Annotated in this window: 17 protein-coding genes and 1 tRNA gene; 5 read left to right on the top strand and 13 right to left on the bottom strand. The window is 61.0% G+C overall.

Going from position 1 to position 20495, the window contains the following annotated elements; genetic code table 11:
- The first annotated feature begins 17 nt into the window (after nucleotides 1-17).
- Nucleotides 18-1691: a L,D-transpeptidase family protein gene (locus DAAHT2_RS02765; protein ID WP_013162777.1), complete on the top strand. Its 1674-nt coding sequence runs from the start codon at nucleotides 18-20 to the stop codon at nucleotides 1689-1691.
- A gap of 247 nt (nucleotides 1692-1938) precedes the next feature.
- On the opposite strand, the gene DAAHT2_RS02760 is transcribed toward DAAHT2_RS02765, so the two are convergent.
- Nucleotides 1939-2014: transfer RNA gene (locus tag DAAHT2_RS02760), tRNA-Thr, on the bottom strand.
- A gap of 90 nt (nucleotides 2015-2104) precedes the next feature.
- On the opposite strand from DAAHT2_RS02760, the gene DAAHT2_RS02755 reads away from it, so the two are divergent.
- Together DAAHT2_RS02755 and DAAHT2_RS02750 are read left to right on the top strand one after the other, a co-directional pair.
- Nucleotides 2105-3502: a sigma-54-dependent transcriptional regulator gene (locus DAAHT2_RS02755; protein ID WP_013162776.1), complete on the top strand. Its 1398-nt coding sequence runs from the start codon at nucleotides 2105-2107 to the stop codon at nucleotides 3500-3502.
- Between the two features lie 58 nt (nucleotides 3503-3560).
- On the top strand, nucleotides 3561-4070 hold the full coding sequence (locus DAAHT2_RS02750; protein ID WP_013162775.1) for a GDSL-type esterase/lipase family protein: 510 nt from the start codon (nucleotides 3561-3563) through the stop codon (nucleotides 4068-4070).
- 45 nt (nucleotides 4071-4115) lie between these two features.
- Here DAAHT2_RS02750 and DAAHT2_RS02745 read toward each other — a convergent pair whose 3' ends face one another.
- From DAAHT2_RS02745 to DAAHT2_RS02730, 4 genes are all read right to left on the bottom strand, one after another.
- Nucleotides 4116-4433, bottom strand: coding sequence for a cupin domain-containing protein (locus tag DAAHT2_RS02745; protein WP_013162774.1), 318 nt, complete (start codon nucleotides 4431-4433; stop codon nucleotides 4116-4118).
- Nucleotides 4434-4552: 119 nt separating this feature from the next.
- Nucleotides 4553-6079, bottom strand: a complete 1527-nt coding sequence (gene cobA, locus DAAHT2_RS02740; RefSeq protein ID WP_013162773.1) for a uroporphyrinogen-III C-methyltransferase — start codon at nucleotides 6077-6079, stop codon at nucleotides 4553-4555.
- 30 nt (nucleotides 6080-6109) lie between these two features.
- A complete protein-coding gene (gene hemC / locus DAAHT2_RS02735; protein WP_013162772.1) occupies nucleotides 6110-7045 on the bottom strand; it encodes a hydroxymethylbilane synthase in 936 nt (311 codons plus the stop codon).
- Between the two features lie 12 nt (nucleotides 7046-7057).
- Nucleotides 7058-7555: a rubrerythrin family protein gene (locus DAAHT2_RS02730; RefSeq protein ID WP_013162771.1), complete on the bottom strand. Its 498-nt coding sequence runs from the start codon at nucleotides 7553-7555 to the stop codon at nucleotides 7058-7060.
- A gap of 109 nt (nucleotides 7556-7664) precedes the next feature.
- On the opposite strand from DAAHT2_RS02730, the gene DAAHT2_RS02725 reads away from it, so the two are divergent.
- Nucleotides 7665-8882: a D-alanyl-D-alanine carboxypeptidase/D-alanyl-D-alanine-endopeptidase gene (locus DAAHT2_RS02725; protein WP_013162770.1), complete on the top strand. Its 1218-nt coding sequence runs from the start codon at nucleotides 7665-7667 to the stop codon at nucleotides 8880-8882.
- A gap of 44 nt (nucleotides 8883-8926) precedes the next feature.
- Here DAAHT2_RS02725 and rlmD read toward each other — a convergent pair whose 3' ends face one another.
- Genes rlmD through DAAHT2_RS02710 form a run of 3 tightly spaced genes read right to left on the bottom strand, consistent with a single transcriptional unit; the run spans nucleotide 8927 to nucleotide 12151 of the window.
- Nucleotides 8927-10279, bottom strand: a complete 1353-nt coding sequence (gene rlmD, locus DAAHT2_RS02720; protein ID WP_013162769.1) for a 23S rRNA (uracil(1939)-C(5))-methyltransferase RlmD — start codon at nucleotides 10277-10279, stop codon at nucleotides 8927-8929.
- Between the two features lie 20 nt (nucleotides 10280-10299).
- On the bottom strand, nucleotides 10300-10815 hold the full coding sequence (locus DAAHT2_RS02715) for a 3-isopropylmalate dehydratase small subunit (protein WP_013162768.1): 516 nt from the start codon (nucleotides 10813-10815) through the stop codon (nucleotides 10300-10302).
- Between the two features lie 49 nt (nucleotides 10816-10864).
- Nucleotides 10865-12151 carry a 3-isopropylmalate dehydratase large subunit gene (locus DAAHT2_RS02710; RefSeq protein WP_013162767.1) on the bottom strand — a complete coding sequence of 429 codons (1287 nt, stop codon included), beginning with the start codon at nucleotides 12149-12151 and terminating at the stop codon, nucleotides 10865-10867.
- Nucleotides 12152-12491: 340 nt separating this feature from the next.
- On the opposite strand from DAAHT2_RS02710, the gene DAAHT2_RS02705 reads away from it, so the two are divergent.
- Complete coding sequence (locus DAAHT2_RS02705; RefSeq protein ID WP_013162766.1) at nucleotides 12492-13364, top strand: HD domain-containing protein; 873 nt, start codon at nucleotides 12492-12494, stop codon at nucleotides 13362-13364.
- Here DAAHT2_RS02705 and DAAHT2_RS02700 read toward each other — a convergent pair.
- From DAAHT2_RS02700 to DAAHT2_RS02680, 5 genes are read right to left on the bottom strand one after another with little or no spacing between them, the layout of a single operon-like run.
- The gene (locus DAAHT2_RS02700; RefSeq protein ID WP_013162765.1) at nucleotides 13361-14338 is read right to left on the bottom strand and encodes an ABC transporter ATP-binding protein; all 978 of its coding nucleotides are present in this window, start codon (nucleotides 14336-14338) and stop codon (nucleotides 13361-13363) included. The genes DAAHT2_RS02705 and DAAHT2_RS02700 overlap by 4 nt on opposite strands.
- Entirely contained in the window at nucleotides 14335-15309 is a 975-nt protein-coding gene (locus tag DAAHT2_RS02695) for an ABC transporter ATP-binding protein (RefSeq protein WP_013162764.1), read from the bottom strand. The genes DAAHT2_RS02700 and DAAHT2_RS02695 overlap by 4 nt, the downstream gene beginning before the upstream one ends.
- Complete coding sequence (locus DAAHT2_RS02690) at nucleotides 15309-16655, bottom strand: ABC transporter permease (protein ID WP_013162763.1); 1347 nt, start codon at nucleotides 16653-16655, stop codon at nucleotides 15309-15311. Before DAAHT2_RS02690 ends, DAAHT2_RS02695 begins: the two co-directional genes overlap by 1 nt.
- Nucleotides 16652-17761 carry an ABC transporter permease gene (locus DAAHT2_RS02685; protein ID WP_041719240.1) on the bottom strand — a complete coding sequence of 370 codons (1110 nt, stop codon included), beginning with the start codon at nucleotides 17759-17761 and terminating at the stop codon, nucleotides 16652-16654. Before DAAHT2_RS02685 ends, DAAHT2_RS02690 begins: the two co-directional genes overlap by 4 nt.
- Nucleotides 17754-20321 carry an ABC transporter substrate-binding protein gene (locus DAAHT2_RS02680; protein WP_041718781.1) on the bottom strand — a complete coding sequence of 856 codons (2568 nt, stop codon included), beginning with the start codon at nucleotides 20319-20321 and terminating at the stop codon, nucleotides 17754-17756. Before DAAHT2_RS02680 ends, DAAHT2_RS02685 begins: the two co-directional genes overlap by 8 nt.
- Between the last annotated feature and the right edge of the window lie 174 nt (nucleotides 20322-20495).

Below are 20495 nucleotides of genomic sequence, written 5' to 3'. Positions count from 1 at the left end.
GCAAACCGAGAACAATCATGTCTTTTCAACGTCTTTATCTGTTGCTGCTGCTCTCTTTCACCCTGCTGTTACCTTTGCCCGCCTCCGGGCAGGAAAATCAAGACAGCGAACCGATCCGTCAACTACTGGAGGCCACAGATCCCTCGGAGCCTCTAACCATCCACCGGATTCACCTGCGGGCCACCCCGCTGTTGCGGGAGTTTTACCGGCAACGCGCTTTCCAGCCCGCCTGGGTGGACACCAACGGCGCCCCCCAGGGTTCCGCCCAACTGTTGCTGGCCGCCATTAAGGAGGCCGACGCCGATGGGCTGAGCCCGAGAGATTACCACCTGGAGTCCATTCTGGTCCTGTCGAGCCTGCTGGCCGCCCACCCTTCCCCCGGACTGGCCGCCGAGCTTGACCTGCTGCTCACCGATGCCTTTCTGCTGCTTGGCTACCATTTGCTGCACGGCCGGGTAGACCAGGAAAGCGGGGCACCACAATGGCAGGTCGAACACAGCCAGGCCAAACTGAGCCTGGCGCTCCACGCTGCTGCGGCCCCGGATGGTAATCCCCAGGCAATATTGACCGGCTTGCTGCCACAACAGGCCGGCTACCGGGAATTACGCGCCACCCTGGCCGATTACCGTCGCCTCGCCGAGCAGGGCGGATGGCCGCAGGTGCCGGGCAGCACCACCCTGAGACTTGGCGACCGCGACCACCGGGTGGTTACCCTGCGGCAACGTCTTCACCGCAGCCGGGACCTGAGCGGTACTGCGGCCCGGGGAGATGTTTTTGACGAAACCCTGGAAGCGGCGGTGCGCTCCTTTCAGCAGCGCCACGGCCTGCTTGCCGACGGCGTCGTAGGGCGGCAAACCCTGGCCGCACTAAACGTGCCGCTGGAGGTCAGGATCCGCCAGTTAAAACTTAATCTGGAACGCTGGCGCTGGTTGGCCGAAGAATTCGGCCGCCGCCACATTCTGGTCAACACCGCCGCCAACAAGCTGGAACTTATCGAGGATGAACAAGCCATCCTGAGTATGCGGGTGGTTACCGGCACCCCCTACCGGCGCACCCCCAATTTCAGTGACCGGGTCACTTACCTGGTCCTTAACCCCTACTGGAATATTCCCGCCAGCATAGCCGCCCAGGACATTCTGCCGGAACTACAGGAAAACCCCGACTATCTGGCGCAAAACGGGATCAAGGTGCTGGACGGCTGGAATGCCGACTCCGCCACGGTAACCCCCGACACCGTCGACTGGGAACGCCTGCGCACCCGCCCGCAGGCCTTTCCTTATCGGCTGCGCCAGGATCCCGGCCCCCGCAACCCCCTGGGCCGGATCAAGTTCATGTTTCCCAACGCCTACAGCGTCTACCTGCACGACACCCCCGCCCGTGAACTTTTCCACCGGCAAACCCGCAATTTCAGCTCCGGCTGCATCCGCCTGGAAAGGCCCTTGGAACTTGCCGCCAACCTGCTGGCCGGCACCCCGCTGGACTCCGTTGGCGCGCTTAGAAGAGCCCTGTTTGACGAGACCAGCCACGACCGGCATGTTCGCCTGCCCTCGCCGGTCCCGGTACACCTGGTCTATTGGACCGCCTGGGTAGCGCCGGACGGCTCGGTACAGTTCCGCGACGATATCTATGAACGCGACGGCCTGCTGGCCCAGGCGCTGACCACCCCGCCCCCCATGCTGGCCTCCCGCTGAGCAGGGGGTAAACGAACAGCAGCACCGCAGCTTTGGGCGATCAACCAGGCTTGCGTACCCGGTGTACGCGGCGCCTGGCTGCTTGCCCAAATCTGCGGCACTGCTGTTCGTTTACTGCCCGTTAAACCGGTAGCTTAGTATCCCTGCTGAACGTACAGCAGCGGCAAATTCACGCTCCGGGAGTGGCAAACCACATAAAAAAAACGGCTTACGATACCGTATGTACCGTAAGCCAGTTGATTACCTGTGGAGCCAACGAGCGGAATCGAACCGCTGGCCTGCTGATTACGAATCAGCTGCTCTACCGACTGAGCTACGTTGGCCCTGCGCCTTGCGGCGTGTGCTTTTCTTTAACCTAAACGAGCTTATTTCGCCAGTGGCAATTTCGTCCGGCAAATGCTAAAAGAGTGCTTATGACAGCACAAACGGCAGAAGTTAACATCCTGGTGGTGGACGACGATGAGGCTCACCGCTACATGTTGCGGGCCATGCTGGCCGAATGGGGCTGGCGCAGTGCCGAGGCGGCGGATGGAGCGCTGGCCGTCGCCGCCGTGGCGGAACAGCCCTTCGATGCGGTGCTGATGGACGTGCGCATGGCCCGCATGGACGGCATGGAGGCCCTGCGCCGTATCCAGGCCCACAACCCGGCCATTCCGGTAATTATCATGACCGCCTACTCCTCGGTGGACTCGGCGGTGGAGGCCATGAAGGCCGGCGCCCGGGATTACCTGACCAAACCCCTGGACTTCGACAGATTGCGCCTGACCCTGGCCAAGGCACTCGATCACCGCCAGGTGGAAGAGTCCCGGCGCAGCCGCCGGCATGACGACCCGGCCGACCAACTGGACCAGGCGGGAATCATCGGTAATTCGCCGGCCATGAAAGAGCTGCTGGAAATGATCACCTATGTGGCCCCCACCGAGGCCACCGTCCTGATCAGCGGCGAATCGGGCACCGGCAAGGAACTGGTGGCCACCGCCCTGCACCGCAACAGCACCCGCAAAGACGGACCGCTGGTTAAAGTAAACTGCGCTGCCCTGGTGGAAAGCCTGCTGGAATCGGAACTTTTCGGCCACGAGAAGGGCGCTTTCACCGGGGCCGACCGCCGCCGGGAGGGCAAATTCATCCAGGCCGCGAGCGGCACCATCTTTCTCGATGAAATCAGCGAAACATCACCGGCCATGCAGGCCAAACTGCTGCGGGTACTGCAGGAGCATGAAATCCAGCGCGTGGGCGGCCAGGAAACCTTAAAGGTCGACGTTCGGGTGTTGGCGGCCAGCAACCGGGTGCTGGAAGATGCCGTAAAGGAAGGTAAATTCCGCGAGGATCTTTACTACCGTCTCAACGTGGTGACCCTGCAGGTTCCCCCGCTAAGGGAAAGAAGCGAGGATATTCCGCTGCTGGCGGCCCACTTTGTCGACAAGTTTGCCGCCCGCAACCGGCGGCGGGTGGAGGGCATCACCCCGCAGGCCATGGATTTACTGTTGAAACATCCCTGGCCGGGCAACGTCCGGGAGTTGGAAAACGCCATCGAGCGGGGGGTGATCCTGATGCGCGGGGATTATCTCGATGAGCAGAGCCTGCCCCTGAGCCTGCGCCGGATCGCCGACGAAGCCGGGGCTCCGCCGGCGGAAAGCACAACCGGCCGGCCATCCTCCCCATCCTCCCCATCCTCTTTGGAGGAAGCGGAAAAACTGGTGGTGCGCAGAACCCTGGAGGAGACCGGGGGGAACCGCAGTGAAGCTGCCCGCCGGCTGAACATCACCCGTAAAACATTACTGAGCAAGATCAACAAGTACGGCCTGGGGTAAGAAGCCACCCCGGCAGAATGCCGGGCCGCAAGCACACCACCGCAAAAGGATTCCAGCAATGAAGGAACTGCTTTTTGTCGGCGACTCGCTGATTGAATATTACGACTGGGCCCGCCGCTTCCCGGCCCAGCGGGTGCATAACCTGGGCTGGTCCGGCGAAACGGTACAGGGTTTGCTGGGCCGGCAGGGCGTAATCATCGCCCAGGGCCCGGCACCGGACCTGATCCTGATCATGAGCGGCACCAACAACATCGGACTTGAGGAAACCGACTTCATCGCCGACTACCGGCAAATTATCGAGAATTTCCAACAAGCCTGGCCCACCGCCCGGATCTGTATGCACAGCCTGCCGCCGATTCTGCTGCCCTGGCTTGACCCCGAGCTGGTTCCCAAGGCCAACGAAAAGCTCCGCCGCCTGGCAGCTGCGACCGGCTGCGACTTTATCGACGTCTACCAGCTGTTCCAGCAGGAAGGGCCCAGCAACTGCCTGGTGGAGGATGGGGTACACCTCAGCGACCGGGGGTACACCATCTGGGCCGAGGCCATCGCGAAGCTGATGGGCAAATAGAAAAAACCGCCGGGCGCCGGGTGATGCTCGGGGCAACCCCGCAGATCAAATCGGCGGGGCGATGGTCACCAGAATGCGCATGTCGCTGTCGGCCCTGACCCCGTGGGGTTCGCTGATCTCACTGACCAGGATATCACCGGTCTCAGCCGGCATGGTGCTGTTTTCCGCGCCGAGAAACTCGCCTCGGCCGGCCACCACCTGGATGGTGAGCTGGCCTTCGGCGGGGTGAGAGTGGACCGGAAAGACCTGACCGGCCTTGAGGTTGAAGTTGAGAACCCGAAAATAGGCCGAATCGTGGAGCAGGAAACGCTTGAAGGTTTTGTCGTCGTACTGGTTGCTGTCGTGCAAGGAAATCTTTTTCATGGTGTTATCCTCCGTTTTTTTAACTCGTTGAAGACAGAATAACAGCCTTGCGGATCAAATTTCCTTGATTTGGGTCAATAATTGTCGTTTTCAGCCAACAACAGGGGGTGCTGGCGCGATCACAAATAATAAGCGGCGATGGCACTGACCATTTCTGGGATGGTATGGGTCTCGGGCTGAATGTCTACCTTGAGGCCGGCCTTCTCCACCGTGGCGGCGGTGATTGGACCGATGGCGGCGATCTTGACCCCGGCCAGGCGCCTGGCCAGTTCCTCGGCGGGCCAGTTGAGCAACGCAAAGAGATTGCTGGCTGTTGAGGAACTGGTAAAGGTGATCAGGTCCACCTCTTGCCGCTCCAAGGCCTGGCGAATCTCATCGGCCATGGGAGGACGAGTGTTCTGGTAAACCGGGGCGATATCCACTTCGGCGCCGGCGGCGCGCAGGCTTTCCGGCAGCACCTCGCGAGCCTTCAGGGCCCGCGGCAGCAGGATCTTCCGGCCGGACACCCCCTGGGCCAGCAGGGCCTCGGCCAGGCCTTCGGCGGTGAACCTGGCCGGTAGCAGGTCGGCCTTGATCCCGTAGTTTTGCAACGCCTCGGCGGTGGCCGTACCCACCACGGCAATCTGCGGGCCGTGCAGGCGGCGGCTGTCCAAGCCCAAGGCCGCCAGCCGCTTAAAGAAAAAGTTCACCGCGTTGGGGCTGGTGAAGAGCAGCCAGTTATAGGTGGCGATTTTATCCAAAGCCTGGTCCAGCGGGGCCCAGTCCGGTGGTTCGGCCAGGGCGATGGTGGAGCCTTCCAGGCAGTCGGCCCCCAGATCCTCCAGGCTTTGCACCAGTTCGCTGGCCTGCTCCCGGCTGCGGGTAACCAGGATCTTTTTGCCAAACAACGGCCGCTTTTCATACCAGTTGATCACCTCCCGCAGGCTCACCACCTCACCCACCACCACCAAAGCCGGCGGGGTGATGCCGGCCTGGCGCACCACTTCGCTAATACTAGCCAGTGTTCCCACCACCGAACGCTGCTCCGGGGTGGAGGCCCAGCGCACAACCGCCACCGGAGTCTGCGGGTCCCGGCCGTGCTTGATCAGGTTGGCGACAATATTGGGCAGGTTTTTGATGCCCATGTAAAACACCAGGGTACCCACCCCGGTGGCCAGCTTATCCCAGGCGATCCGGCTTTCCTTTTTGTTGGGATCCTCATGCCCGGTGATGAAGGCCACCGAAGAGGTAAAAGCGCGATGGGTGATGGGCACCCCGGCGTAGGTGGCGGCGGCACTGGCGGAGGTCACCCCGGGCACTACCTCGAAAGGCACCCCATGGGCGGACAGCTCTTCGATCTCTTCCCCGCCCCGGCCAAAGATGAAGGGATCACCACCTTTAAGCCGCACCACGGTTTTCCCGCCCAAGGCATGGTCCACCAGCATCTGGTTGATTTCAGTCTGACTGTGGGTATGGGTGCTACCCCCCTTTTTGCCGGCATAGATTAAAACAGCCGTCGGCGGTACATGGGCCAGCAATTTTTTATTGGCCAGGTAGTCATAAACCACCACCTCGGCCCGCCCCAACAGGCGTTTACCCTTGACGGTGATCAGTTCCGGGTCGCCGGGACCGGCCCCCACCAGATAAACCTTCCCCTTTTTCGACATCTTTGTTGATTTCCGTGGTTGCTTGGTTGGTTATTTCAGGGAGGCGCCGTAAACCTCTTCCAGGATCTCCCGGCCGCCCATGGCCAGCAGTTCCTCGGCCAGCTCCAGGCCCAAAGTTTTAGCCTGGGCCGCAGGGCCGCTGTGCTTGGCCTTGACCATCTTGCCACCGTCAACCGAGGCGATCAGGCCGTTGATGGTCAGGGTCTGCCCCGCCAAGGTGGCAAAACCGGCCAGGGGCACCTGGCACCCCCCCTCCAGGCGCTTCAAATAACTGCGCTCGGCATGAACGGCCAGGGTGGTTTCCCGGTGATCCATGAAAGAGAGCATCTGCAGCAGATCTTCATCGGCCCGGCGTAACTCGATTCCCACCGCCCCCTGGGCCACCGCCGGCAGCATCTCGTCCGGCTGAAAGCAGAAGGTGGCCCGGTGAAACAGGTCCAGTCGGTTCAAACCGGCGGCGGCCAGAATGATGGCGTCATAAACCCCTTCATCCAGTTTGCGCAGGCGGGTGTCCAGATTGCCGCGCAGATCCTCGATTTTCAGATCCGGCCGCAACCGGGCCAACTGCGCCTTGCGCCGCAGGCTGCTGGTACCGATGGTGGCGCCCTGGGGAACTTCGGCCAGGGTTTTATAGTTGTTGGTGATAAAGGCATCAAAAGGTTTTTCCCGCTCGGTGATAATCCCGATATGCAAACCTTCCGGCAACTCGGCGGGGACATCCTTCATGCTGTGGACGGCGATATCAACCTCCCGGCGCAGCAGGGCTTCCTCGATTTCCTTAACAAAAAGCCCCTTGCCGCCCACCTTGGCCAAAGGCACATCCACGATCTTGTCGCCCTTGGTGACAATCTTGACCAGCTCAACGCTGCAGCCGGGGTATTGGGCCTCGATCCGGCCTTTGATCCAGTTGGACTGGGCCAGGGCCAGCATACTGGCCCTGGTGCCGATACGTATGGTTTTCCACATAATCAGTTACCTTCAGGAAATTTTGCTAAAAGCGCGGCTGTTGGCCCCGCAAACCACGCACTTGTCCGGAGCGCTGTCGCCGTCCTCGGTGTGCCCGCAAACCTGGCAGACGTAATAGTCGGTCTCGGGCAGGTTGTCGAGGTTTTCCAGGGCCTGGCGATACAGCTCGGCATGGGTCTTTTCCACCTTGTGGGCAAAGGTAAAAGACATCTCCGCCGCCTTGTTGCCTTCCGCCTTGGCGGTTTCAATCATCGGCGGGTACATCTCCTCAAACTCATGCAGCTCGCCTTCCATGGCGGCCCGCAGGTTATCCCTGGTGTCGCCGATGGCCTTAAGGGCCCGCAGGTGCGCATGGGCATGTACGGTTTCGGCATGGGCCGCAGCCCGAAACAGCTTGGCGGCCTGGGGGTAGCCGTCCTTTTCCGCTTTATTGGCAAAGGCCAGGTATTTACGGTTGGCCTGTGATTCGCCGGCAAAGGCCGCCCACAGGTTCTCTTCAGTCTTGCCCATTGCGCGTTCCTCCTGGTTGATTTAACATTAAGTACTAAGCCGATGCGCAAAAGCGCCTAGAATAGTTGCTGGCGCGCCGGATTGCAAGCTTTAGAAAGGAAAAACATCCATGCCTCCAATCTTAGCCACCCTCTGCTGGCTGCTGCTGTGGCTGCTGCCCGGACCGGCCGCAGCCGGCTTGCCGCCGTCGGTCTTCAGCGACGGCGGTTACCTGCTCAGCAAGGACGGGCGCCTGCTGCTGGCCCATAACCATGAGCAGGCGCTGGTGCCGGCCAGCACCTGGAAAATCGCCACCGGCCTCATGGCTCTGGAGCAACTGGGGCCGGACTTCCGTTTTGCCACCGAATTATACCGCACAAACGGCGCTCTTTACATCAAAGGATTTGGTGATCCCATGCTGATTTCCGAAGAAGTGGCGGCAATCAGCGCCGCCCTGGCCGCAGCTGGAATCAGCGAAATCAATGATATCGTGCTCGATGATTCATTTTTTCAACTCGAACAGGCCAATCCCGCCGGCTCCGCCGCTTCCCTGCGTTCCTACGATGCCGCCAACGGCGCTCTGGTGGTGAACTTCAACACCGCCAAGATCGAGGTAAGGGCCGACGGCACGGTCCATTCGGCCGAACCCCAGACCCCCACCCTGCCGATCATGCAGCAGTGGGCCGGCAAGTTGCCGCCAGGTGTTCACCGCATCAACCTTTCCCATACGCCCGCCGCCAGCCTGCGCTACAGCGGCGAACTTTTTAAATATTTATTCGCCGCCCGGGATATCCGGGTAACCGGCAAGCTTCGCCACGGCCGGTTGCCGGCCGGCGCGGAACTGATTTACCGGCACCACTCCGCCCGAACGCTGGCGGAAACAGTGGAGGCCATGCTGCTTTATTCCAACAACTTCATCGCCAACCAGCTTTTTCTCGTCGCCGCGGCCAAAGGTGGCGACAATCCGGCAACTTGGGGCAAGGCCCGGGTCAACCTGCACGATTATCTGCTGGAACTTGGCTTACCGCCGGGAAGTTTCAGGGTGGATGAGGGCTCGGGCTTGAGCCGGGACAATCGCATCAGCCCGGATGCGTTGCACTTGTTGCTGCAGCATTTTCGCCCCTACGCGGAACTGCTGCCTCACTGGGAAGGGCGGCTGGTCAAGTCCGGCACTTTGAACGGGGTCTATGCCTACGCCGGTTATTTTCGCGGCCCTGAACAACTTGATCCCTTTGTTCTTATTCTGCAGCAAACCGCCAACACCCGAGACCGGGCCCTGGAGATCATGGAAGGGCACTGGCAAAACGCCACCGGTTCTGCCGCCCCCTACCCTGATCACAACCAATGACTTTGATTTTGCCCTGGCCGGAGCCCCCGCTGCCCCGCTGCTTTTTAAGCTCCTTTGGCACTATTGTTCCTGGATAACAAAGTAATGGTTTCCAGATGGTGGGTTTGGGGAAACATATCCACCAGGCGCATGGTCTCAACCTGGTAATTCAAGGCCAGCAAGGCGGCCAGATCGCGTGTCATGGTGGCCGGATCACAGGAGATCATGACGACCTTGCCGGGCAGAGGCGCCTCCAGTGTTGCCACCAACTCCCGGCAACCGGCACGGGGCGGGTCAAGCAGCAGCACATCCGGTCGAATTCCAGCCGCCTGCAACGCCGCCAAACCCTGGTGCGCCTCGGCTTGGCGGAAATGGCAGTTGTTGAGCCGGTTGGCCTCGGCATTGCGCTTGGCCCCCCGGATGGCCGCGGCCTGCAGGTCAACGCCATGGACCTCGCCAACCAGCAGGGCCAGGGGCAAGGAGAAGTTGCCCATCCCGCAGTGCAGATCAGCCACAATCTCGTGGCCGGCCGGTTGCAACAGTTCAATAAGCAGGGTCAGCAGTTGCCGGTTCTGCTCTTCGTTGACCTGGCTGAACCCCCAGGGTTCAAATTGCAGTTCCAGGGTTCGCCCCGCAGGGGTCACCGGCAATTTGAGACAAAGCTGTAACGCTTCCGACCCCAACCGCCCGGCAGGACCGGAATCCCGGTCGATGAAAGGCCCGGCCGCATGCCCCACCGGCAAAAAGGCCAGCCCCTTAAGGGCCGGCAAATCATGGCACAGTTGCAGGGCCGCCCGGCGTTCAGCCGGACGGGGACGGCGGCGATGATGCAGCAGGAGCACCAGCCGACGACTGGCAGGGTCCAAGTTAATTTCAAGGGCGCTGACCTGCGCGGCCAACTGCTGCCAGGCCTCGTGGGGCTGCAATTCCTGCCACAGGGCATTGATCTCCGGACGGGCCAGCAGACAGGAGTTAACCGGCTGCAGACGATGGGAGCCGGTCTGGAAGAAACCAGCCTGTCCCTGTTCGACCTGCATGCGGATGCGTTGCCGGTAATGAAATTCGCTGGGCGCAGTCAATGGCGGCGCCAGCCTGGGCAGAACCTTTTCGGCCAGCCCGGCTCGTTGCAGAAGTTCCTGCAGGATCTGCTGCTTGAAAGTCAGTTGGGCAGAATAGACGGCGTGTTGTAAATCGCAGCCGCCGCAGGCCTCGTAACAGGGGCACGGGGCCCGGCGGCGCTGGGGGGCAGCTCGCCGCACCTCCTGTAATTCGGCGGTCAAAAAGCGGCGATGGCGGCGGCGCACCCGCACCAGAACCTCTTCTTGCGGCAGCACCCCCGGCACCATCACGGTGCAGCCGTCTTGCCGGCGCCCCAGCCCCAGGCCACCGGCGACAATTTTTTCAATGGTGAGCAGCAAGCGGATCTAAAAGGAACCGATTAATAGTGCTGGTCGGCGTAATTGAGCCAGCCGCCGGCTTCCACCAGCCGACGGTCAAAGTCGTTAAGGACAAATGAAAATTCCGCCGTCTGTTCCCCCCGGGCGGTAAGCTTGCCGGTTGCCAGATCGACCTCGATGTTAACTTCGCCACCAAGGTTGAACAGTTTTTCAATATCCGCCGCCGGCAGTTCGATGGCCAGCATGCCGCAGTTATACATATTCTGACGAAAAATACGGGCAAAACTCTCGGCAATCACGGTATTGATCTCGTTGACCTCAAAAACCCAGACCGCATGTTCCCGGGAAGAGCCGCAGCCGAAGTTGGCCCGGCTGACAACCACTCCCTTGCCGGCCAGATCACGCTGAGGATCAAAACCGCCCAGCTTGAGGTCTTCAAGCACGTAGGGCTTGAGATCCATCTTGGTATTTTCCGTAAGGTACTTGGCCGGGATGATCTCGTCGGTGTTGATATCACTGCGGTCCAGAAACAGGGCCTGGCCTCCGAATTGCTTCATGGTTGGTACTCCTTTAAAAAGTTGACAACCTTACTTTTACAGCGGACTGTTAAACCAACAGGGGCCGGGGGTCGGTAATTTTGCCAGCCACCGCGGCGGCGGCGGCGCTCAGCGGGCTCATCAGGTGGACAATGCCGCCTTTGCCCATCCGGCCGTTGAAATTGCGATTGGTGGTGGAGGCGCAGACCTCCCCTTCCGCCAGCACCCCGTTGCTCATCCCCAGACAGGCCCCGCAGGTGGGGTTGGTGACGCAGAATCCCGCCTCCTGAAAGATTTTCAGCAAGCCCTCTTCCATGGCCTGGTTGTATACCTTGGGGGTGGCCGGTGACAGGATGCCCCGCACCTGGTCGGCAATTCTTCTGCCTTTAAGCACCTTGGCCGCCTCCCGCAGATCTTCGATGCGGCCATTGGTGCAGGAGCCAATGTAGATCTGATCCACCGGTACTCCCTCCATGGCGGTAATGTCTTTGACCTCGTCGGGCTTGAAGCCGAAGGTTACCTGGGGGGCCAAAGTGGAGACATCAAATTCCAGCACCTGCTCGTAGGCGGCATCGGGGTCGGAGTGCCACTGCCGGAAGTCCGCCGCCGCCTGGTCGACGGTGGCGTAATCGTTCTGGATAAAAGGCCAGAGATACTCGGCGGTGGTCTTGTCCGGCGGGCAGATGCCGCAGGTGGCACCGGCCTCGATGGCCATGTTGCACAGGGTCATCCGGGCCTCCATGCTCATGGCATCCACCACCGGGCCGGCAAACTCCAGCACCCGGTCGGTGGCCCCGTTGACCGTGATGGTTTTGATAATGTACAGAATCACATCTTTGGCATAGACCCCGGCCGGTAGCTTGCCGTTGATCTCCACCTTAATGGTCCGGGGCAGGCGAAAAGAGCAGACCCCTTTCAAAATACCCACCTCCAGATCGGTGGTGCCCACCCCGGCGGCAAAGGCGCCGAAGGCGCCGTGGGTGCAGGTGTGGGAGTCTCCCATGATCACCGTGTAGCCCGGCCGGATAAAACCCTTTTCCGGGAACAGGGCATGGCAGACCCCGTTGCGGCCGATATCGAAAAAGTCGCGGATATTCTGGCGCCGCGCCCAGTCGCGGAGAATTTTACCCTGGGTGGCGGTCTTGGAATCCTTGGCCGGGGTGACATGATCGATCACCACCTTGATCTTGTCCGGGTCGAAAACCCGGTCCATGCCGCGGGCCTCAAGATCGGTAACGGCGATGGGCGTTGTGATTTCATGACACATCACCACATCAAGATCGAGGATGATGTTTTCCGGGGTCGGGGTATCGCGGCGGTGGGCGGCGAAGATTTTTTCAACGATGGTCTGTCCCATTATTTCCTCCAAATTATAGCCTGGCAAAAAAACCTGTGCAAACAAACAAGCGCTCTCAGGGCACACCTGATAGTCGCCTCTTTATTACCATAAAGCCGAAGATTGGCAACCGCTAAGCGCCGCCAGGACAAACCGCAAGGCATAATAAGATTGACCAGCGGGGCCACAACCATTACGATATTGTCCGATCAGACAACCGGCTGACGGCGACTGGGCCTCATCTGCCGCCGGGCCGAACGTATAACGTGACGGGCCTGCGAACCACAGGGCCCGGCCCCCGGGCCACTGCCACAAAGTACCAAAAAACGGTGACCATTGCTGCCAGTTGATTAACTGTTTTATGGATGCGGAACACAACAACCAACATAGCACCACCCCCGGCCAGCCGGACGGCAAGGAGTTGCTTTTCGGCCTCACCAGGTCGGAATACGGCCACCTGCCGCCACGGCTGGAAAAGCTGCTGGCCGATGTAGCGGACCTCTATGCCGGCCGCTGGCCCAGCCATGAAGCGTGTGAGGTTGAGTATCACGATTTTGTTCATGCCTTGGATGTAGCCCTGGCGGTGGCCCGGATCATGGCCGGCTGGAACCGGGCCAACCCCGACGACCGCATCGGCGTGGAGTTGTACACCTGGACCGTGGCAGCCGCCCTGTTCCACGATGCCGGCTACATCAAAGACAAAGGCGACCGGGATGGCCACGGGGGCAAATTCACCATCACCCATGTCCGGCGCGGCATGACCATGGCCGAAGAGTATCTGCGCCGCTCCGGCTGGCCGGAACGGGCCGCCCTTTTTGTCGCCACCGCCATCGCCCTGACCGATTACCGGCAGCCACCCACCATGGACCTTGGCCGACTCAATGCCCAGGAACGGATAGCCGCTCGGATGCTGCCCACCGCCGACCTGATCGGCCAGTTTGGCGACAAGCATTATGCGGCAAAGATTGACGGGCTGTTTGCCGAATTTCAGGAGATGTACGCCCACCAGCAGCAGGATCAGCGGCCAACCGTCAACCCCGTGCCGATGTTCCGCTCCGCCCAGGAAATCCGGAATACCATTGACGAATTCTACAATAATTTCGTCTCCCCGCGCCTGGCGGAATTCGGTCACCTGGAGCGGTATCTGGATGTCTTTTACGGCCAGCAGGCCAACCCCTACCGGACCAACATTACCGCCAACCTCAACAAATATCGTAATTCCAAGGGAAGTTAAGCGTATAACCAGCAGGCGACCTGGTGGTCGGCAGCGGGCCGGCAGGTCGGCGGCGCCTTGCTCTCGCAGGTTCCGGCGACAAGCTTTGGGCATCGCGGATGAAAGCGGCAGCCGGCCGGCGGATTGAGCAGGCTTGGCGGCTCCCCCTTCGGCACCCGGCGTTCGCGGCGAGCATTAGCGGCATCGGGATCGGCCAGGGCCTCGAGCAGCGCCTCGGTGTAAGGATGCCGGGGGCGATCCAGCAATGACTCCACCGGCGCCTGTTCCACCATGCGGCCGGCGTACATCACCATCACCCGCTGGGCGTAATGGCGAACCGTGGAAAGATCGTGGGTGATGTAGAGCAGGGCGATGCGATGTTCGGTCTGCACCCGGGTCAACAGCTCCAGAATCTCCACCCGCACCGAGGCATCCAGCATGGAGACCGGTTCATCGGCAATGATCAACTGCGGTCGCAGCAACAGGGCCCGGGCGATCACCACCCGCTGCTGCTGACCGCCGCTTAACTGGTGGGGGTAGCTGTCCCGCACCTCCGCCGCCGCCCCCAACCCAACCTCCTCCAGGGCCGCCGCAATGCGCCGCTCACGTTCGGCCCGCGAGCGTACCCCGTTGATAATCAGTGGTTCGGCCAACGCCCGGTGCACCGTCATGAAAGGGGGTAGAGCCCCGTAGGGATCCTGCTGGACGTACCCCACCCGAGCGCGGTACTCCTTCATATCCGCCCCCCGCATATTGGCCAGCGATCGCCCGGCAAACAGCACCTCCCCGCCGGTGGGGCGATACAGCCCCAACAGGGTCCGGGCCAGGGTACTTTTACCGCAGCCACTCTCCCCCACCACCGCCGCCGACTCACCGGCAGCCAGGGTAAAATCCACCCCATCCACGGCACGCACCACCCCCAAACGCCAAACCCCCCATTGCCTCAACTCAAAATGGGTCTGCAACCCCTTTACCATCAGCAACGGCAGTTTCATGGCGCACCTCCCGCAAGCTGCAACCGGCACCGCACCCGATGGCGTCCAGCAAGCTCCACCATTGCCGGAACCTCGACACAGGCCGGAGAGTGGTGCGGGCAACGGCCGCCAAAACGGCAACCGGCCGGCGGCTCCAACAAACTGGGCGGTCGCCCGGGAATGCCCACCGGTTTCTCGCGCTGGTGTAACTTGGGTACAGCCGCCATCAACATCTGCGAGTAGGGGTGGGCCGGCCGGCTGAAGAAAATTTCTGCGCTGGCTTCTTCTACCACCTGCCCGGCATACATCAACGCCACCCGGTCCGCCAGTTCACTGGAGGTCGCCACGTCGTGGGTAATCAACACAAAGCTGGTTCCCCGTTCCCGCTTGATCCGCTTAAGCACGTTCATGATGGCGGCCTGGGTTAATACATCCAGGGCGGAGGTGGGCTCATCCAGGATCACCAGGTCGGGTTCGGCGATCAGGGCCATGGCCAGCACCGCCCGTTGGCGCATGCCGCCGGAGAGCTCATGGGGATAACGGGCCAGGAAATCGGGGGAAATACCCACCTCCTCGAAGGCCGCCGCCGCTTTACCAGCAGCTTGCCGGCGCGACCAACCGCGGTGAATCCGCAGCGGCTCGGCCACCTGCTCACCGATCCGCACCACCGGATTCAAGGCATTCATCGCCGCCTGCATCACCAACGCCAGGCGTAACCAGCGCACCTCGCGGCGAAAACGCTCCTCGGGCAGGGCTAAAATATTCACCCCGTCGAGCAGCACCTGGCCGGTGGGAGGGCAGGCATTGCGCGGCAGAATACGGAGCAGGGCCTTGGCCAGGGAACTCTTGCCGCAACCGGATTCGCCCAGGACCACCAGTGCCTCATTGCGCCTGATCTCCAGGTCGACCCCGTCCACCGCCCGTACCATACCCCGCTCGGTGGCGTAACTCATCCGCAGATCCTGAATCTTAAGCAGCTGGTCCGGGGGCATTAGAGATTCCTCAAGCGGGGATTAAAAACCCGATCCAAGGCAAAACCAAGCATGGCAAAACCCAGGCCGGTAAGCATCAGCAGCAAGGCCGGACCGATGACCCAGTAGTAAAAACCGTGGTATAAGGCACTCTGCGCCTGGGCGTCATGCAGCACCTTGCCCCAGGTGGGCAGTATCGGATCACCCAGCCCCAGCACCGCCAGCGAGGCCTCCAAAAAGACATAGGTGGGAATCAGGGTGACAAAGGTCGGAATCAATACCGGCAGAATCCGGGGCACCATGTAGCGCAGCACGATCCGGCCGCTACCGGCCCCGTATGCCTGGGCCGCTTCAATGTAAGGCGCCTCGCGGATGGGCAGCAGCATGGCGCGGTACATCTTGATTCCGGCGCTGAAGATCCCCAGCGCCACCACCACCCCCAGCATCAGCCAGATACTGGTGGAATACAAGGTGCCCACCATGACCAGGATGGGCAGCAAGGGGAGGATGATATTCACCTCGGTAAGCCGCTGAATCACGGCATCCACCCAGCCCCGGTACCAGACCCCCACGGCGGCAATGATCAGGGTGGTGACGGTGGTGCCCACCGCCGCCAGCAGCCCGAACGCCAGCGCCACCGGGGTTCCCCACAACAAAGCCACCAGCAGGTCCCGGCGCTGGTGATCGGTCCCGGCCAGACCATGCACCCGACCATAAACCACCAGTTCAGCCTCAATGGTGGTGTCGGGTTCAAAATGGACCGTCTCCAGCACCAGTTGGTAACTCCCCTGGCGCACCCCAGGCTCCCCGCCAGCCAGACCCTCCGGCGGTGCAGGCTCGGCGAAAAGGCCAATCTGGGGTGGTGCTCCCAGGCGGCGAGCCAAGGCCTGATCCTGAGAGATCGAAATCCGCTCACTGGCCCCGATCCGGCGGGCCCCCAATGGAATTTCCACCCCGTCAGGGGTGCGCCAGAGCATGCGGACAAACGGTTGCCGCCGGGTAAAATCGGCCGCCAGGAACAGGTTAATCTCGCTGGGAAACTGCTGGTAATAAAAATCAACTCTCAGGGTCTGTTCCTGGATGCGCACCTGGTCAAAAAGCCTGCTTTGCACCGCGGCATCCCGGCTGGTCACCTTCAGCGTAGGCGGCGCCTGACCGCCGGTAAGCCGATCCAGCCACTGGGGAGCAGCATTGACCGGCAGATCATACCAGATCTCGCCGCCACGCCAGAGTCGCTGGGCATCGGCATAGGGAATGGCCAGCACGGCGTAGAGCGCCATGGCCAACAGGGCGACAATAATCAACAGCCCGGCCAGGGCCGAAGGGTAACGCCGCAGCCTTTTAAAACCCTCGCGCCACGGACTCATCGCCCCCCTCCTTCGATCCGCACCCGCGGGTCAAGAGCGGCATAGATGAAATCAAGCAAAAAGACGGTGGCCGCCAGCAGGTAGGCAAAGATCACCACCGAGCCGATAATCACCGGGGTGTCGCGATGGCCGATGGCCTGAAAGAGCAAGGTGCCAAGACCAGGCCAGTTGAAAACCTGTTCCAGAATGATTGCCCCACCCCACAGACCGATCAGCATCAGCAGAAAACTGGTGATAATCGGCGACATGGCCGGGCGCAGGATGTAACGCTGCTCAATAAGCCGATCGGGCAACCCTTTGGCCCGGGCCATTTCCACATAATCCTCGCTGGCATGAATTAGAAAAAAGGTACGCCAGGAATATATGGAGATGAAGATCTGAGCCACAAACATGGCGGTTACCGGCAGGGCCAGATGCTTGAGGACACTGGCGGCATAAGCCCAGGGGTTTTCGGGTGGGGGCACCTCCACCATGCCTCCGGTGGGAAACAGCGGGACTATGAAGGCCAGCAGCAGAATCAAAAAAATGCCGTAGAACCAGGCCGGCGCAGCCGAAGTGGGGGCCAGCCCGATCACGGTTCGATCAAGAGCACTGCCATAGCGGCGGGAAAGCTTCAAAGCGGCATAAACCGAGACGAAAAAAACCAGCAGGTTGGCGGTACCGAAAAGCAGTATCGTGGCAGGCAGGCGCTCGACAATGATATTATAGACCCGACGGGAACCGGTATCGCTGTGCATCTCTTCCGCCCGGCCCAGATCCAGCACCATGGCCCGGTAAAGATAGTCAAAGCTGCGCCAGATAAAAGGTTCATCCAACCGCAGGCGCTCCACCTCCAACTGCACCTGGGAGGCCATCAGGGCTTCGCGTTCAGCGGAAGGCAAGTCGTGGAAGGCCGGATCGGCACGCACCATTTCGGCAGCGGCGGTCTTGATCTGCACCAGGCGAAGTTCATCGACCTGCCCACCCATGTTGGCAATCAGGATGGTAAGGTAAACCCCGGCCAGAACAGTGACAAACAACGCCAGCAGGCGTTTGCCGACAAAAAGCCCCAGTCGCCGCAAGTCCCGCCCCAGGCCGCGTTTTTTGCCGCTTGCGCTATCAGTCATGCTGGCCACCATGTTGGGGTGGCTCCTCCCCGGGTTCGCCGACGCCATAATCATGGGCAGGAACCGTGGCGAAGGCATGGCTGGCAAAGCCCGGCAGGGCGACATTGGTGGTGGTCACCGCAATTTCCAGGCTGTTGGCGCCGGCCCCCAGGCGCTGGAGGGTGGCTACAGGCAGTGTCAGCCGCCAGCGCCCCTGCTCCGGTGGCTCCAGCGGCTCCAGTTCACCCCGGTTCAGCAACCGATCATCGGCATCAAACAACAGATAGCGCACTTCGTCGATTTCCTCGCGGGGATAAGGTCGGCCGGCAAAAGTAATATTGAGGGTGGCCTCCATGGCTTCACCCAAAACCACCACCAAGGGGGCGTCAATTTCCAGTTCGGGAATCCGGGGCTCACTGAAGTGCAGCCATTTGTCGGCGTAATCCGGGAAGTCCTGATTGCGCCGCAGCACCAGGCTGCCTTCCAAAGGGCGAACCGAATGCAGGTAGAATGGGCCATCATCGACCCAGAAATGCCCCCGTTGGGCAACCCAGTCGGTTAGTGCGGTGTAACGTTGGGTAATCTCTTCCGGCTCCACCCAGGCCGCAAGTTCTTTTGCAAAGGGGAGATGTCCAACTTTAGCCGCCACCGCCAGATAATCCCGCAGAATTTCCAGGCTGGGCCCGGAAACGTAACTGATCTGCTCCACGCCAAGGCGATCGGCCTGGGCGGTGGAAAAGGCCAGCTCACCCCGGCGTTCCGCCTCAATTCCCAGCCCCAGTACATGCCAGGGTTGCAAAGCGGGAAGGCGGTTGGCCACCAGATTTTCAGCATCCAGGAAGACCTGGTCGCTGTACACCTCCACGGTCAACGGGGCGGTATCGATAATCCGCCACCCCTTGAAGTGGCGCTGATAAACCAGGAAACGCGGCAGATGACCCGGGTCGAAGAGACGGGAATTTTCATCGGCCCGCTCGAAGGTGAGAATCCAAGGCAGCACCAGGTCCGCCACAGAAAAGCGGGAACCGTCGTGCCAGCGGCGCTTTAAGTAATCATCTTCATACTTGATGATGGCGCGGGAGCGGGCCGTCAGCCCATCCGGGTGTTTTTCACCCACGGTAATGATCCGGCCGGCATCGGCCTCCCAGGCAATCCAGGCATCGGGCGGTACCTCAAGCGCTTGCCTGGTTTTTTCCAGCGTCACCCAGTCCAGGGTGCGGCTCACCGGGGCATCGGCGGCCACCGTCACCGTGGCCCCCTGAATGCGCTGGGGCCAGAAAAGGCCGGTGAAGGGATCGGGCAGTACCGCGGCATCACCAAGGGCACGCATGATCATCAGGTCAAAAATCCAGTTGCTGCCGGCCACGGGATTCCAGGGTTCGGTGAGCATGCTGGGGGTGCCGATTACCAACCGTCCCCCCAGCCCATCTTTAAAACGCAGAGTATAGGGCCACAAAGCCGAACCGGTGACGCCACCGGCCAGGTCCACCGCCACGGCAATGTTCTCGGCATGGGGCCAGATGCTCTGCTTATCAACCAGCCACACCCGAGCCGAGTCCTGCATGGCCAGCCGCAGGGCATCTTTCATTAAAGCCTGCCGCTGTTCAACCGAGGTGTAGTCACGGCGGTCAAGACGATCAGCCACCTGATCAAATTCAGGATCGGGCTGATAAGCCTGCCACAGGGGTTCGGGGCGGCCGCGGGGGGTATAGTAAAAATTGAAATCGTTACCGACATCGCGGTTAATGACCGGCGAAATCCAGGCTCCGGTATAGATGTGCCACTGCCCCAGGGCCGGATCGCCGGCAATCCAGATGCGGGCGGCCTCTTCGGCGGTGCGGTAAAGGCGCTGAACGGCAAAACCAAGATCTTCCAGCAGGTTGGCTATATAGTCCCCCACCCGCTCCCGGTTATCATCGGTGCGAATCAACACCGTCAGGCGCAACGGCTGATCGTTATAAAACCAGCTTCCATCAAGGCGCTTTGCCCCCAGTTTAAGCAACTCTTGGCCGATCACCGCTTCGGCACGGGCCGGATCATGCCGGTAATGCAGCTCCAGCTCGCGAGCCGTCGCCGCCAAACGGGCATAGTCAGGGAAAGCGGTGTTAAGGGGGAGATAACGGGGAGCGGCCAAACCGCCAAACAGCTCTTCGGCAACATAACGGCGATCCACCAGCCAGTTCATCGCCTCACGAATGGCGGGAACCCGGAAAGGGTTTAATCGCCCGTCTTCAAAGCGGGCCGGATTGAAGGTAAGCTCAACCGAGGTGCCACGCGACAAATGATAATCAACCTGTGACGATGCCTGGATAAGACGGAAAAGCGAGGCACTGTCCAGCCCCTGGCCGTACAGGTGGTGCGCCCCCCGTTCGATCAGGGCGACAATACGCCCGGGATCGGACTCCACGGTAAAGATAACTTCGTCCACCAAGGCCCCCCGGCGCTGGGCGGGGTCCCCCGGCTGTACCGCAAAGCCTTGGTCATAACCGGCATGGCGCTCTCCCATCCAGAGAACCCCGGCAATCGCGCCGACAACCAGCACCGCGATTATGAAAGGGAGAAATTTAAGCCGTTCCATCAAATTAATCCTGTCATTCAGAACCAGCCCAGCATCGTAAGCGTGCGTCAGCCTTGCCCTATAACGGTTGACCTGCCGGCTGTCAACTTAAAAGCCCCCGTGAACCAAAGGTCATTGGTTGTTGCCCCCGTCCAGCCGTAAGCGGCACAAAAAAAAAGCCCCCGTTACCGTCCAAGC

Origin of the sequence: Desulfurivibrio alkaliphilus AHT 2 (assembly GCF_000092205.1) — a bacterium.
Taxonomy (GTDB): domain Bacteria; phylum Desulfobacterota; class Desulfobulbia; order Desulfobulbales; family Desulfurivibrionaceae; genus Desulfurivibrio; species Desulfurivibrio alkaliphilus.
Note: the sequence above shows the minus strand (reverse complement) of the source record. Positions and strands in the feature narration are given on the sequence as shown.

What these genes read in the sequence shown, in the direction of transcription:
- cobA (WP_013162773.1), bottom strand. Translation starts at nt 6,079, where the DNA reads ATGTCGAAAAAGGGGAAGGTTTATCTGGTGGGGGCCGGTCCCGGCGAC.
- DAAHT2_RS02700 (WP_013162765.1), bottom strand. Translation starts at nt 14,338, where the DNA reads ATGAAACTGCCGTTGCTGATGGTAAAGGGGTTGCAGACCCATTTTGAG.
- DAAHT2_RS02715 (WP_013162768.1), bottom strand. Translation starts at nt 10,815, where the DNA reads ATGAAGCAATTCGGAGGCCAGGCCCTGTTTCTGGACCGCAGTGATATC.
- DAAHT2_RS02710 (WP_013162767.1), bottom strand. Translation starts at nt 12,151, where the DNA reads ATGGGACAGACCATCGTTGAAAAAATCTTCGCCGCCCACCGCCGCGAT.
- DAAHT2_RS02765 (WP_013162777.1), top strand. Translation starts at nt 18, where the DNA reads ATGTCTTTTCAACGTCTTTATCTGTTGCTGCTGCTCTCTTTCACCCTG.
- DAAHT2_RS02725 (WP_013162770.1), top strand. Translation starts at nt 7,665, where the DNA reads ATGCCTCCAATCTTAGCCACCCTCTGCTGGCTGCTGCTGTGGCTGCTG.
- DAAHT2_RS02705 (WP_013162766.1), top strand. Translation starts at nt 12,492, where the DNA reads ATGGATGCGGAACACAACAACCAACATAGCACCACCCCCGGCCAGCCG.
- hemC (WP_013162772.1), bottom strand. Translation starts at nt 7,045, where the DNA reads ATGTGGAAAACCATACGTATCGGCACCAGGGCCAGTATGCTGGCCCTG.
- DAAHT2_RS02685 (WP_041719240.1), bottom strand. Translation starts at nt 17,761, where the DNA reads ATGACTGATAGCGCAAGCGGCAAAAAACGCGGCCTGGGGCGGGACTTG.
- DAAHT2_RS02695 (WP_013162764.1), bottom strand. Translation starts at nt 15,309, where the DNA reads ATGCCCCCGGACCAGCTGCTTAAGATTCAGGATCTGCGGATGAGTTAC.
- DAAHT2_RS02750 (WP_013162775.1), top strand. Translation starts at nt 3,561, where the DNA reads ATGAAGGAACTGCTTTTTGTCGGCGACTCGCTGATTGAATATTACGAC.
- DAAHT2_RS02755 (WP_013162776.1), top strand. Translation starts at nt 2,105, where the DNA reads ATGACAGCACAAACGGCAGAAGTTAACATCCTGGTGGTGGACGACGAT.
- DAAHT2_RS02690 (WP_013162763.1), bottom strand. Translation starts at nt 16,655, where the DNA reads ATGAGTCCGTGGCGCGAGGGTTTTAAAAGGCTGCGGCGTTACCCTTCG.
- DAAHT2_RS02745 (WP_013162774.1), bottom strand. Translation starts at nt 4,433, where the DNA reads ATGAAAAAGATTTCCTTGCACGACAGCAACCAGTACGACGACAAAACC.
- DAAHT2_RS02730 (WP_013162771.1), bottom strand. Translation starts at nt 7,555, where the DNA reads ATGGGCAAGACTGAAGAGAACCTGTGGGCGGCCTTTGCCGGCGAATCA.